At 61.4% G+C, this 13,527-nt stretch carries 12 protein-coding genes; 6 read left to right on the plus strand and 6 right to left on the minus strand.

Going from position 1 to position 13,527, the window contains the following annotated elements:
• Window positions 1–62 precede the first annotated feature (62 nt).
• From prpF to FIV38_RS07375, 5 genes are all read right to left on the minus strand, one after another.
• Window positions 63–1,253: a 2-methylaconitate cis-trans isomerase PrpF gene (gene prpF, locus FIV38_RS07350; RefSeq protein ID WP_070995176.1), complete on the minus strand. Its 1,191-nt coding sequence runs from the start codon at window positions 1,251–1,253 to the stop codon at window positions 63–65.
• Window positions 1,254–1,264: 11 nt separating this feature from the next.
• Window positions 1,265–3,859 carry a Fe/S-dependent 2-methylisocitrate dehydratase AcnD gene (gene acnD / locus FIV38_RS07355; RefSeq protein ID WP_070995164.1) on the minus strand — a complete coding sequence of 865 codons (2,595 nt, stop codon included), beginning with the start codon at window positions 3,857–3,859 and terminating at the stop codon, window positions 1,265–1,267.
• 202 nt (window positions 3,860–4,061) lie between these two features.
• Window positions 4,062–5,189, minus strand: a complete 1,128-nt coding sequence (gene prpC, locus FIV38_RS07365) for a bifunctional 2-methylcitrate synthase/citrate synthase (protein WP_029298298.1) — start codon at window positions 5,187–5,189, stop codon at window positions 4,062–4,064.
• Between the two features lie 41 nt (window positions 5,190–5,230).
• Entirely contained in the window at window positions 5,231–6,124 is an 894-nt protein-coding gene (gene prpB, locus FIV38_RS07370) for a methylisocitrate lyase (protein ID WP_029298299.1), read from the minus strand.
• Window positions 6,121–6,831 carry a GntR family transcriptional regulator gene (locus tag FIV38_RS07375; RefSeq protein WP_092231866.1) on the minus strand — a complete coding sequence of 237 codons (711 nt, stop codon included), beginning with the start codon at window positions 6,829–6,831 and terminating at the stop codon, window positions 6,121–6,123. The genes prpB and FIV38_RS07375 overlap by 4 nt, the downstream gene beginning before the upstream one ends.
• 273 nt (window positions 6,832–7,104) lie before the next feature.
• Between FIV38_RS07375 and rloA the strand changes: the two genes are divergently transcribed.
• The 6 genes from rloA (at window position 7,105) to FIV38_RS07405 (ending at window position 12,529) form a co-directional block, all read left to right on the plus strand.
• Complete coding sequence (rloA, locus tag FIV38_RS07380) at window positions 7,105–7,641, plus strand: retropepsin-like aspartic peptidase RloA (protein WP_092231868.1); 537 nt, start codon at window positions 7,105–7,107, stop codon at window positions 7,639–7,641.
• Between the two features lie 5 nt (window positions 7,642–7,646).
• Window positions 7,647–9,179, plus strand: a complete 1,533-nt coding sequence (rloB, locus tag FIV38_RS07385) for an osmotic stress tolerance membrane protein RloB (RefSeq protein ID WP_029298302.1) — start codon at window positions 7,647–7,649, stop codon at window positions 9,177–9,179.
• Complete coding sequence (locus tag FIV38_RS07390; RefSeq protein WP_029298303.1) at window positions 9,179–10,165, plus strand: alpha-L-glutamate ligase-like protein; 987 nt, start codon at window positions 9,179–9,181, stop codon at window positions 10,163–10,165. The genes rloB and FIV38_RS07390 overlap by 1 nt, the downstream gene beginning before the upstream one ends.
• A 112-nt stretch (window positions 10,166–10,277) precedes the next feature.
• A complete protein-coding gene (gene pabB / locus FIV38_RS07395; RefSeq protein WP_070995161.1) occupies window positions 10,278–11,621 on the plus strand; it encodes an aminodeoxychorismate synthase component I in 1,344 nt (447 codons plus the stop codon).
• 249 nt (window positions 11,622–11,870) lie between these two features.
• Window positions 11,871–12,173 carry a type II toxin-antitoxin system HigB family toxin gene (locus FIV38_RS07400; RefSeq protein WP_029298305.1) on the plus strand — a complete coding sequence of 101 codons (303 nt, stop codon included), beginning with the start codon at window positions 11,871–11,873 and terminating at the stop codon, window positions 12,171–12,173.
• Window positions 12,173–12,529 carry a helix-turn-helix domain-containing protein gene (locus tag FIV38_RS07405; RefSeq protein ID WP_029298306.1) on the plus strand — a complete coding sequence of 119 codons (357 nt, stop codon included), beginning with the start codon at window positions 12,173–12,175 and terminating at the stop codon, window positions 12,527–12,529. Before FIV38_RS07400 ends, FIV38_RS07405 begins: the two co-directional genes overlap by 1 nt.
• A gap of 360 nt (window positions 12,530–12,889) precedes the next feature.
• Here FIV38_RS07405 and thrH read toward each other — a convergent pair whose 3' ends face one another.
• A complete protein-coding gene (gene thrH, locus FIV38_RS07410) occupies window positions 12,890–13,507 on the minus strand; it encodes a bifunctional phosphoserine phosphatase/homoserine phosphotransferase ThrH (protein ID WP_029298307.1) in 618 nt (205 codons plus the stop codon).
• Between the last annotated feature and the right edge of the window lie 20 nt (window positions 13,508–13,527).

Consider the following 13,527-nt stretch of genomic DNA (forward strand, 5'->3'; position numbering starts at 1 on the left):
GTGCTGACTGAAATACCGCTTTCGCGAGCAAGCCCGCTCCCACATTGGGGTCGGTGCAAGGTTTAGAACGCGTCGCCGGGAACGCGCACGAAGCCTTCCATCAATACGCGCGCACTGCGGCTCATGATGGCTTTTTTCACCACCCATTCGCCGTTGACCTGGCTGGCCTCGGCGCCCACGCGCAGGGTGCCGGACGGATGCCCGAACCGCACCGCATTACGCTCCACGCCGCCGGCCGCGAGGTTGACCAGGGTTCCGGAAATCGCCGCCGCCGTGCCAATCGCCACCGCCGCCGTGCCCATCATCGCGTGATGCAGCTTGCCCATGGACAACGCCCGCACCAGCAGGTCCACATCCCCTGCCTTGATCGCCTTGCCGCTGGAGGCCAGGTAATCCGCAGGCTTGGCCACGAACGCCACCTTCGGCGTGTGCTGGCGCTGGGCGGCTTCGTCCAGGTGTTTGATCAGGCCCATGCGCAACGCGCCATGGGCACGCACGGTCTCGAACATGGCCAGGGCTTTGGGATCGCCATTGATCGCGCCTTGCAGCTCGGTGCCGGTGTAGCCGAGGTCTTCGGCGTTGATAAAAATCGTCGGGATCCCCGCGTTGATCAGCGTCGCCTTGAACGTGCCGACGCCCGGCACTTCCAGGTCGTCGATCAGGTTGCCGGTGGGGAACATCGAACCACCGCCGCCCTCTTCTTCCGCTGCCGGGTCGAGGAATTCCAGTTGCACTTCGGCCGCCGGGAAGGTCACGCCATCCAGCTCGAAGTCGCCGGTTTCCTGCACCGCACCGTCGGTGATGGGCACATGGGCGATGATGGTCTTGCCGATATTCGCCTGCCAGACCCGCACCACGGCTACGCCGTTATGGGGCACGCGGCTGGGGTCAACCAGCCCGGCGCTGATGGCGAACGAACCGACCGCCGCCGACAGGTTGCCGCAGTTGCCGCTCCAATCAACAAAGGGCTTGTCGATAGACACCTGGCCAAACAAGTAGTCCACGTCATGATCGGCGCGGGTGCTTTTGGCGAGGATCACGGTCTTGCTAGTGCTCGACGTGGCACCGCCCATGCCGTCGATCTGCTTGTCATAGGGGTCGGGGCTGCCGATCACCCGCAACAGCAAGGCATCGCGGGCCGCGCCCGGGACCTGAGCCGATTCGGGCAGGTCCTTGAGGTTGAAAAACACGCCCTTGCTGGTGCCGCCACGCATGTAGGTGGCGGCGATCTTGATTTGCGCTACGTGTGTCATGGTCATCCTCTTCAGGCCGTCGCCGCCGATTCCAGGAAGTCCTGGGCAAAGCGTTGCAATACGCCGCCCGCCTCGTAGATCGACACTTCTTCGGCGGTGTCCAGGCGGCAGGTCACCGGCACTTCGACACGCTCGCCATTCTTGCGGTTGATCACCAGGGTCAACTGCGCGCGCGGGGTGCGCTCACCGATCACGTCATAGGTTTCGCTGCCATCGATCTGCAGGGTCTTGCGATCCGTGCCCGCCAGGAACTCCAGGGGCAACACGCCCATGCCCACCAGGTTGGTGCGGTGGATGCGCTCGAAGCCTTCGGCGGCAATCGCCTCCACTCCGGCCAGGCGTACGCCCTTGGCCGCCCAGTCGCGGGACGAACCCTGGCCGTAGTCGGCCCCGGCAATGATGATCAGCGGCTGCTTGCGTTCCATGTAGGTTTCGATGGCTTCCCACATGCGCGTGACCTTGCCTTCCGGCTCGATCCGCGCCAGGGAACCCTGCTTGACCTTGCCGTTTTCCACGACCATTTCATTGAACAGCTTGGGGTTGGCAAAGGTCGCGCGCTGGGCGGTCAAGTGGTCGCCGCGGTGCGTTGCATAGGAGTTGAAGTCGACTTCCGGCAGGCCCATTTTCGCCAGGTATTCGCCGGCGGCGCTGTCGAGCATGATCGCGTTGGATGGCGACAGGTGATCGGTGGTGATGTTGTCCGGCAGCACCGCCAGCGGGCGCATGCCCTTGAGCGGACGCGCGCCGGCCAGGGCACCTTCCCAATAGGGAGGGCGGCGGATGTAGGTACTCTGCGCACGCCAGTCGTACAGCGGCGTGACTTTCGGGCCGGTGTCCTCGTGGATCGCAAACATCGGGATATAAACCTGGCGGAACTGCTCCGGCTTGACCGAAGCCTTGACCACCGCGTCGATTTCTTCGTCGCTCGGCCAGATGTCCTTCAGGCGGATTTCCTTGCCGGTCGCATCCAAGCCCAGCACGTCTTTCTCGATATCGAAACGGATGGTGCCCGCAATCGCGTAGGCCACCACCAGCGGCGGCGACGCCAGGAACGCTTGCTTGGCGTACGGATGGATGCGCCCGTCGAAGTTGCGGTTGCCCGACAACACGGCGGTGGCATACAGGTCGCGGTCGATGATTTCTTGCTGGATCACCGGGTCGAGCGCACCGGACATGCCGTTGCAGGTCGTGCAGGCAAAGGCTACGACGCCAAAACCCAACTGCTCCAGCTCGCTGGTCAGCCCGGCTTCGTCGAGGTACATGGCCACGGTTTTCGAACCCGGCGCCAGGGACGACTTGACCCACGGTTTACGGGCCAGCCCTAGCTTGTTGGCATTGCGCGCCAGCAGGCCGGCGGCGATCACGTTGCGCGGGTTGCTGGTGTTGGTGCAACTGGTGATGGCAGCGATGATCACCGCGCCATCGGGCATTTGCCCCGGTACGTCGTCCCATTGCCCGGAAATGCCCTTGGCCGCCAGGTCGCTGGTGGCCACGCGAGCGTGCGGGTTGCTCGGGCCGGCCATGTTGCGCACGACGCTGGACAAATCGAAGCTCAAGCCACGCTCGTACTGCGCGCCCTTGAGGTCATCGGCCCACAGGCCTGTGTGCCGGGCGTACTGCTCGACCAGAGCAACTTGCTCGTCTTCACGCCCGGTGAGCTTGAGGTAGGCAATGGTTTGCGCGTCGATGTAGAACATCGCCGCCGTGGCGCCATATTCCGGGGCCATGTTGGAGATGGTCGCGCGGTCGCCCAGGGTCAGGGCCGAGGCGCCTTCGCCGAAGAACTCCAGCCAGGCACCGACGACTTTCTGCTGGCGCAGGAACTCGGTCAGCGCCAGCACCATATCGGTGGCGGTGATGCCCGGTTGCAGCTTGCCCGTCAGTTCGACGCCAACGCTTTCCGGCAAGCGCATCCACGACGCGCGGCCGAGCATCACGCTCTCGGCTTCCAGGCCGCCAACGCCGATGGCGATCACGCCCAGGGCGTCCACGTGGGGGGTATGGCTGTCGGTGCCGACGCAGGTATCCGGGAAGGCCACGCCGTCACGCACCTGGATCACCGGAGACATTTTCTCCAGGTTGATCTGGTGCATGATGCCGTTGCCGGGCGGGATCACGTCGACGTTTTTGAAGGCCTTCTTGGTCCACTCGATAAAGTGGAAACGGTCTTCGTTGCGGCGGTCTTCGATGGCGCGGTTTTTCTCGAAGGCGTCCGGGTCGAAACCACCGGCCTCGACGGCCAGGGAGTGGTCGACGATCAGTTGGGTCGGCACCACTGGGTTGACCTGGGCCGGGTCGCCGCCTTGCAGGGCAATGGCATCACGCAGGCCGGCGAGGTCCACCAGGGCGGTCTGGCCGAGGATGTCATGGCACACCACACGCGCCGGAAACCAAGGGAAGTCAAGGTCGCGCTTGCGCTCGATCAGTTGGCTCAAGGAAGCGTTGAGGGTCGCCGGGTCGCAACGGCGCACCAGGTTCTCGGCGAGCACGCGGGAGGTGTAGGGCAAGGTGGCGTAGGCACCAGGCGTGATTGCCTCGACTGCCGCACGGGCGTCGAAGTAATCCAGGCGGCTGCCGGGGAGCGATTTGCGAAATTCAGTGTTCATCGTCAGGACTCGGTCACGGTAGTTACAAAAGGAAGACCTGCGCCGCCCCAGAATTGGAATGCGGTCAAAATGTGGGAGCGGGCTTGCTCGCGAATGCGGTGTGTCATTCAACACATTCAGAGACTGTTACCCTGTATTCGCGAGCAAGCCCGCTCCCACATTTTTGACTCGGTTACCCATTCGGGACTGGCGGCCTCCTCACTCAGCGACGTTCGATTGGCACGAACTTGCGCTGCTCGACGCCGGTGTATTCGGCGCTTGGACGGATGATGCGGTTGTTGGCACGCTGCTCGAACACATGCGCGGCCCAGCCGGTAAGGCGCGAGCACACGAAGATCGGGGTGAACAGCTTGGTCGGGATGCCCATGAAGTGGTACGCCGAGGCATGGTAGAAGTCGGCGTTGGGGAACAGTTTCTTCTGTTCCCACATGGTCTTGTCGATGGCTTCGGAGACCGGGAACAGCACCTTGTCGCCCACTTCATCAGCGAGTTTTTTCGACCAGCCCTTGATCACTTCATTACGCGGGTCGTTGTCTTTATAGATCGCGTGGCCAAAGCCCATGATCTTGTCCTTGCGCTCCAGCATGCCGAGAGTGCCCTTCACAGCCTCTTCTGCCGAGGAGAAACGCTCGATCATTTCCATCGCCGCTTCGTTGGCGCCACCATGCAACGGGCCGCGCAGCGAGCCGATGGCGGCGGTGACGCAGGAATACAGGTCCGAGAGGGTCGAGGCGCAGACACGCGCGGTAAAGGTGGAAGCGTTGAATTCGTGCTCGGCGTAGAGGATCAGCGACACGTTCATGACCTTGACGTGCAACTCGCTCGGCTTTTTGCCGTGCAGCAGGTGCAGGAAGTGGCCGCCAATCGACGGCTCGTCGGTCACACAATCGATGCGCTTGCCGTCATGGCTGAAGCGGTACCAGTAGCACATGATCGCCGGGAAGGCCGCCAGCAGGCGGTCGGTGACATCGCGCTGCACGCTGAAGTCTTTTTCTGGCTCGATATTGCCCAGGAACGAGCAACCGGTGCGCATCACGTCCATCGGGTGGGCGTCGGCGGGAATGCGCTCCAGCACTTCTTTAAGCGCTTGGGGCAGGTCGCGCAGCTTGGCCAGCTTGGCGGTGTAGGCCGCGAGTTCGGCTTTGCTTGGCAACTCGCCGTACAGCAGCAGATAGGCAACTTCTTCGAACTGCGCATCGGCGGCCAGTTCGCGCACATCGTAGCCGCGATAGGTCAGGCCGGCACCGGCCTGGCCCACGGTGGACAGTGCGGTCTGCCCGGCCACCTGGCCACGCAGGCCGGCGCCACTCAGTACTTTTGCTTCAGCCATGGTTCTTCTCCAATTTTGTAGTTATCTGGGAGGCGCTGCGCTTATTTCTTGGCGGCGAACAGCGCGTCAAGCTTTTGCTCGAAGGTGTGGTAGTCGATGCGATCGTAAAGCTCCATGCGCGTTTGCATGGTGTCGATCACGTTCTGTTGGGTACCGTCGCGACGGATCGCGGTGTAGACGTTTTCGGCGGCTTTGTTCATGGCGCGGAATGCCGACAACGGGTACAGCACGATGGAAACATCGGCAGATTTCAACTGTTCGGTGGTGTACAGCGGCGTCGCGCCGAATTCCGTGATGTTGGCCAGGATCGGCGCCTTCACACGGGAGGCGAACAGCTTGTACATCTCCAGTTCTGTGATGGCTTCGGGGAAGACCATGTCGGCGCCGGCCTCGATGCACGCGGCGGCACGCTCCAGGGCAGACTCCAGGCCTTCCACGGCCAGGGCGTCGGTGCGCGCCATGATCACGAAGCTGTCATCGGTGCGGGCATCCACAGCCGCCTTGATGCGATCGACCATTTCCTGCTGGGACACGATTTCTTTGTTAGGGCGATGACCGCAGCGCTTGGCGCCCACCTGGTCCTCGATATGAATCGCAGCAGCGCCGAACTTGATCATCGACTTGACGGTGCGCGCCACGTTGAACGCGGAGGAACCGAAACCGGTGTCCACGTCCACCAGCAGCGGCAGGTCGCACACATCGGTGATACGGCGCACATCGGTCAGTACATCATCCAGGCCGGTGATGCCCAGGTCCGGCACGCCCAGGGAGCCCGCGGCCACACCGCCACCGGACAGGTAGATGGCCTTGAAACCGGCGCGCTTGGCCAGCAGGGCGTGGTTGGCGTTGATCGCGCCGACGACTTGCAGGGGGTGTTCGCTGGCGACTGCGTCACGGAAACGCTGGCCTGGGGTGCTGTTTTTATAGGAACTCATGACTCACCTCTGGAGGGGGCGCCGTCGGGGAAGTGACGGGCGATATTGCGTTTGGAAGCGCCGATATGGCGGCGCATCAACAACTCGGCCAGTTCACCGTCGCGATCGGCAATCGCGTCAAGAATGCGGTGATGCTCGGCAAATGCCTGGCGTGGACGATTGGGGGTGGCGGAGAACTGGATGCGGTACATGCGCACCAACTGATACAACTCGCCGCACAGCATTTGGGTCAAGGTGCGGTTACGCGCGCCCTGGATGATGCGGTAGTGAAAGTCGAAATCGCCTTCCTGCTGGTAGTAACCGACCCCGGCCTGGAACGCGGCATCGCGCTCGTGGGTGTGCAGGACCTGGCGCAGTTCCTCGATTTCTTCGTCGGTCATGCGCTCGGCGGCCAGGCGACAGGCCATGCCTTCGAGGGACTCGCGGATTTCATAGAGCTCCACCAGCTCGGCCTGGCTCAGGGACACCACCCGCGCGCCGACATGGGGCACGCGCACCAGCAGGCGCTGGCCTTCCAGGCGGTGGATCGCCTCGCGCAGCGGGCCACGGCTGATGCCGTAGGTGCGCGCCAGCTCCGGCTCCGAGATCTTGCTGCCGGGAGCTATCTCGCCCTTGACGATGGCGGCCTGGATGCGGCGGAAGACGTTCTCGGACATGGTCTGGGAATCGTCCTGCCCTGCTACCGGAATTCCCAGCTGATCCAGCATGATTGTCGACACCTTTAAAAGCAATGTCGCAAAAACTAGCCAATCAGCCCCTGATAGTCAAAGAATAAATACACATTGTCGACAATCGTCTAATAACCCCTGTTGCACTCTATAGGGGCATGGCCGCCTGCCAGCGCTGGCGTCAGAAAACCTTCATGTTAGAATGCCCGCCGCATTTGCCTGACATCTCCGGATGAAAAGGCGCACGAGGGAGCTTGCGCAGCAATGCCAGTCGCCTTGAATCAAACATCGCACTGCACCGCCTCAGGATCTATGAGACTCAAGCCCTTCCCCCTATTGTTCTGCCTAATGATGTTCCCGGGCCTTGGCATCGCTGCCGAGAAGACCGTTTATGGCCTCAATGAATACGCCAAGCTGGCGGGCATTGACCTGGAAGTCGCCGCCAAGCTCGACACCGGCGCCAAGACTGCGTCCCTGAGTGCCCGGGATATCAAGCGCTTCAAGCGCAACGGTGAATCCTGGGTACGCTTCTACCTGGCCATCGACACCGCCCATTCGCACCCCATCGAACGTCCACTGGCCCGCGTCAGCAAGATCAAGCGACGCGCCGGTGACTACGACCCCGATGAGGACAAGAACTACACCGCCCGTCCGGTGATTGCCCTGGACATCTGCATGGGCACCGCTTTACGCAGCATCGAAGTGAACTTGACTGACCGCAGCGCCTTCCAATACCCGCTGCTGATCGGCTCCGAAGCCTTGAAACGCTTTGATGCGCTGGTCGACCCCAGTCTTAAATACGCAGCGGGCAAACCTGCCTGCGCCACCGACGCTCATACCGCCGAGTAATTCCAATGCGCTCTCTTACTATGCACCTGAAGATTCTGATCGCCGTCCTGGTGGTACTGGGCATTTCGGTCACGGCCTATCAGATCTTCGTCCTCGGCATCCCGGTGACCGAAGACGCCACTGACGACCTGTGGAACATCGACGCCAAGGTCGAGTTCGTCGCCAACGCCAAGGACCCGGTAAAGGTCCAGATGTTCGTGCCGCCCCTGAGCCGCGACTTCGTCAGCCTCAATGAGAGCTTCATCTCCAATAACTACGGGGTGAGCGTCAACCGCATCGACGGCAACCGCAAGGTCACCTGGTCGGCACGGCGCGCGAAGGGCAACCAGACCCTCTACTACCGCCTGGTGCTGACCAAGCGCTACAGCGGTGAAAAGGTCAAGGTCAAGGGCCCGACCTTCCGCGACAGCATCGCCGTGGAAGGCCCAGAAAAAATCGCCGCCGAGGCCCTGCTGGCGCCGATCCGCCAACACTCGGCCGACGTCGAGACGTTTATCAGCGAAGCCATCAAGCGCACCAACAACCTCAACGACGACAACGTCAAGCTGCTGCTGGCGGGCGATCCATCGACGCCGCACAAGGCCAAGATCGTCGAGTTGCTGCTATCCATCGCCCACGTACCGGTGGAAAAGGTCCACACCCTCCGCCTGGTAGCCGACCAGCCGCAGACCCCGGAGTTGTGGCTGCGCAGCTTCAATGGCAACGACTGGCTGTACTTCAACCCGGAAACCGGCGAACAGGGCCTGCCCTCCGACCGCCTGCTGTGGTGGACCGGCGATGAAAACCTGATCACCGTCGATGGTGGCAAGAAAGCCGCCGTGACCTTCAGCCTGAACAACAGCGAGATGAACGCGATCCGCCTGGCCAAGCTGACCGACGAGAACACCGACGCCAACTTCCTCGAATACTCGCTGTATGGCTTGCCGCTGCAAACCCAGCAGACCTTCATGATCATGGTGATGATCCCGATTGGCGTGCTGGTGATCCTGATCCTGCGCAACTTGATCGGCTTGCAGACCCTGGGTACGTTCACACCGGTGCTGATCGCCCTGGCGTTCCGCGAGACGCAGTTGGGCTTCGGTATCGTGCTGTTTACCGTGATTACTGCGCTTGGGCTGTCGCTGCGTTCATACCTGGAGCACTTGAAATTGCAGATGCTGCCGCGCTTGTCGGTGGTGTTGACCTTCGTGGTAGTGCTGATCGCGGCCATCAGCCTGTTCAGCCATAAGCTGGGCCTGGAGCGCGGCCTGTCGGTGGCGCTGTTCCCGATGGTGATCCTGACCATGACCATCGAACGCCTGTCCATTACCTGGGAAGAACGCGGCGGTGGCCATGCGATGAAAGTCGCGATCGGCACCCTGTTCGCCGCGTCCCTGGCACACATCATCATGAGCGTGCCGGAGCTGATCTACTTCGTGTTCACCTTCCCGGCGATCCTGTTGATCCTCGTGGGCTTCATGCTGGCCATGGGTCGCTATCGTGGCTACCGCCTGACCGAGCTGGTGCGTTTCAAGGCCTTCCTCAAGGCTGATTCGTAATGTTCGGGTTCTGGAAGACCTGGAAGGCCCTGGAAGCGCGGGGCATCATGGGCATCAACCGGCGTAACGCCGACTACGTGCTCAAGTACAACAAGCGCAGCCTGTACCCGATTGTCGATGACAAGATCATCACCAAGGAACGGGCGATCCAGGCCGGCATCCACGTGCCGCAGATGTACGGGATCATTTCCACCGAGAAAGAAATCGACAAGCTCGACGAAATCATCGGTGGCCGTAGCGACTTCGTGATCAAGCCGGCCCAGGGCGCCGGCGGCGACGGCATCCTGGTGATCGCCGACCGCTTTGAAGGACGCTATCGCACGGTGTCCGGCAAGATCATCAGCCATGAGGAAATCGAGCACCAGATTTCCAGCATCCTTACCGGCCTGTATTCCCTGGGCGGTCACCGTGACCGCGCATTGATCGAATACCGCGTGGTGCCTGACCAGATCTTCAAGAGCATCAGCTACGAAGGCGTGCCGGATATCCGCATCATCGTGCTGATGGGCTACCCGGTGATGGCCATGCTGCGCTTGCCGACCCGTCAATCCGGCGGCAAGGCCAACCTGCACCAGGGCGCGATTGGCGTCGGTGTGGACCTGGCGACCGGCCTGACCCTGCGCGGTACCTGGCTGAACAACATCATCACCAAGCACCCCGACACCACCAACGCGGTGGACGGTGTGCAACTGCCCAACTGGGACGGTTTCATGAAACTCGCCGCCGGCTGCTATGAGCTGTGCGGGCTGGGTTACATCGGCGTGGACATGGTGCTGGACCAGGAAAAAGGCCCGCTGATCCTCGAGCTCAATGCCCGGCCTGGGCTGAATATCCAGATCGCCAACGACTGCGGCCTGACCTTGCGCACCCACGCCGTGGAAGCGCGCCTCGAAGAGCTGAAAGCGGCCGGAGTGACAGAGACGGCGGAAGAACGTGTGAAATTTGCCCAGCAAATGTTTGGGCATATTCCGCCCGTGGAAGGCTGAACCCAAACCCGGCTCCGCCCTCCACCCAACAATCCCCGACATCCCCTCTAGGAGCAAATCCTACAGGGGACTACAATGCCATCCCCACGCCCATGGCTGATCCACCCCCCGCATGTCGACTTGCTCCGTACACCCACTGCCCTACCACGCCAACCCCGCCGAGTATTTTGCGGCGATCCGCCATGCACCCGGCGCCGTGCTGCTGGACAGCGGCCGACCGGCCGCCGAGCGTGGTCGTTATGACCTGCTCAGCGCCTGGCCAGAAGTAACACTGGCGGTGTGGCCGGACGAAAGCGGTAGCGATTTTTTACAACGGCTGCGGGAAAATCTGACGCTGCTGGGCAAGGCCAGTCTGCCGGCCCCCTATGAACTGCCGTTTGCCGGCGGGTTGATCGGCTACCTGAGCTACGACTTTGGCCGCCACCTGGAACGACTGCCGCATCAGGCTATCGACGACATCGGCTTGCCCGATGCCCGTTTTGGCCTGTACGCCTGGGCGTTGGTCAGCGACCACCAGGCGCGCACCAGTCAACTGGTGTTCCACCCCAAACTGCTGGAAAGCGAACGGCAGCGGCTGCTGACCCTGTTCAGCCAGCCTGCCGTGCACACCCCTGCCAGTTTCAAGCTGCACACCCGGATGGCTCCGGACCTCAGCGCCGTAGCCTATGAACAGGCCCTGGCTCGTATCCAGGCCTATATCCAGGCCGGTGACTGCTATCAGGTCAACTTCGCCCAACGCTTTCGCGCAGCGTGCAACGGTGATCCGTGGGTCGCCTATTGCGCCCTGCGCGCAGCGTGCCCAACGCCGTTCTCCGGCTTCCAGAGCCTGCCGGACGACGGCGCGGTGGTGAGCCTTTCACCGGAGCGTTTCGTGCGGGTCAGCCAGCGCCAGGTGGAAACCCGCCCGATCAAGGGCACCCGCCCCCGGGGGCTGACGCCTCAAGAAGATGCCGCCAATGCGGCCGAACTCCTGGCCAGCCCCAAGGACCGCGCAGAGAACCTGATGATCGTCGATCTGCTGCGCAATGACCTGGGCCGCACCTGCCGCACCGGATCGGTCAAGGTGCCGGAGCTGTTCAGCCTGGAAAGCTACCCGAATGTGCATCACCTGGTCAGCAGCGTCACCGGTGAACTGGCCGACGACAAAGACGCCCTGGACCTGATCGCCGGCAGTTTCCCGGGCGGCTCGATCACCGGCGCACCGAAGATCCGCGCGATGCAGATCATCGACGAACTGGAACCGACCCGGCGCGGGCTGTACTGCGGCTCGTTGCTCTACCTGGATGTGCGCGGCGAGATGGACAGCTCCATCGCCATTCGTAGCCTGCTGGTCAAGGATGGCCAGGTCTGTTGCTGGGGCGGCGGCGGGATCGTCGCGGACTCCGAGTGGCAGGCGGAATATCAGGAATCGATGACCAAGGTGCGGGTGTTGCTGGAGACGCTGGAAGGACTGTAAGCGCACCTCCCAGGGAAAAAACCTGAATCAGAACGGCCGTGGACAGCATCGGGGCGCAGGGATAGCGTCTCGCTTCGATATTACTTGGCCGTCTGTGAGGGATCACATGGATCGACTGCTTGTTGCCTTTGTCGTTGTATCGCTTGCCGCGTTGAAACAAAGCCCATTTCCTACACATCGCGCTCCCTACCAGGACTTGAAAACCCCGGAAGTGACGCCTAACATCTCCCAAATTGGGAGGTTCGATAGATGCGAATAATCGCAAGAGCCGCCTTAAGGGAGTTCTGGGAAAGCAGCCCGGCTTATACCGACTCAAAAACACCACTGGTTGAATGGTATCGCCATCTAGAGAAATCCACTTATCACACGCCACAGGACCTGAAGAGGGTGCTTCGAACCGCAAGCACGCTCAAAGGAGCAAGGGTCGTGTTCAATATTGGTGGCAATAAGTATCGGGTGGTTGTGGCGATCGACTATTTGCGGCAGCTGGGTTTCATACGGTTTGTCGGCACCCATGCCCAGTACGACCAGATCAACGCGGAGACTGTGTGATGAACATCAAACCTATTCGTACCCCAGAAGACCTGGCCGCTGCGCTGGCGCGGGTGGATCAGCTGTGGGGGGCAGAGATCGGCTCGCCGGCAGGTGATGAGCTGGAAATTCTCGCGCTGCTGATCGAAAAATACGAAGACGAACACTTCCCCATGCCGCCTTCCGATCCGGTGGAGGCGATCAAGTTTCGCATGGACCAGATGGGCCTGACGGCGCGCGACCTGGAGCCCTTTATCGGCTCCAGCGGTCGCGTCTCCGAAGTGCTGAACCACAAGCGCAAGCTGAGCCTGGCCATGATCAAGCGCCTGCATGAAGGTTTGCGCATTCCTTATGAGCGGTTGTTTGAAGGGGCTTGAGGGCCTTATCGCGGCATAGGTATCTACACAACTTTCAGAAACTGGCGATCTTCCCTGTGGCGAGCGGGCTTGCCCGCGCTGGGCTGCGAAGCAGCCCCAATAAGCCGAATGCATTGTACCAGATACACCGCAGCGGCTGGTTTTGGGGCTGCTTCGCAGCCCAGCGCGGCGATGCGGCGTTCCGACAAGCCCGCTCGCCACAACTGCGCTATCTGCCTGGATCTAGGTGTTGCGGCAAAGTTGTGTAGATACCTATGCTTATCGCGGGCAAGCCCGCTCCCACATTTTTGCCCTGCAAACACAGTCGAAAATGTGGGAGCGAGCTTGCTCGCGATGAGGCAATGAGCCTCGCTAAATCACTTACAGGCTCAACGAACGATTCGACGCCTTGATGAACTCCCGCTTCAAGTCCTCAAAGGTATGCACCGCCGGGAATTGCGGGAACTCGCGAATCACATTCTCCGGCGCATGGAACAGAATCCCACGATCGGCCTCACCCAGCATGGTGGTGTCGTTGTACGAATCACCCGCAGCAATGACCCGGTAGTACAGGGTCTTGAAGGCCAGCACCGACTGGCGCTTGGGGTCTTTCTGGCGCAGTTGATAGCTCACCACCCGATCGTTTTCATCGGTAATCAAGCGATGGCAAAGCAGGGTCGGGAAGCCCAGTTGACGCATCAACGGCTGGGAGAACTCATAGAAGGTGTCCGACAGGATCACCACCTGGAAGCGCTCGCGCAGCCAATCGACGAACTCGATGGCACCTTCCAGCGGCTTGAGGGTGGCGATCACTTCCTGGATATCCGACAGTTTCAAGCCGTGCTCGTCGAGAATCCGCAGGCGCTGCTTCATCAATACGTCGTAGTCAGGAATGTCCCGGGTGGTAGCCCGCAAGGATTCAATACCGGTTTTTTCAGCGAAGGCGATCCAGATTTCCGGAACCAGCACCCCTTCCAGGTCGAGACAGGCAATTTCCACAAGACACTCCCATTTTGATT

Origin of the sequence: Pseudomonas proteolytica, assembly GCF_007858275.1 — a bacterium.
GTDB lineage: Bacteria > Pseudomonadota > Gammaproteobacteria > Pseudomonadales > Pseudomonadaceae > Aquipseudomonas > Aquipseudomonas proteolytica.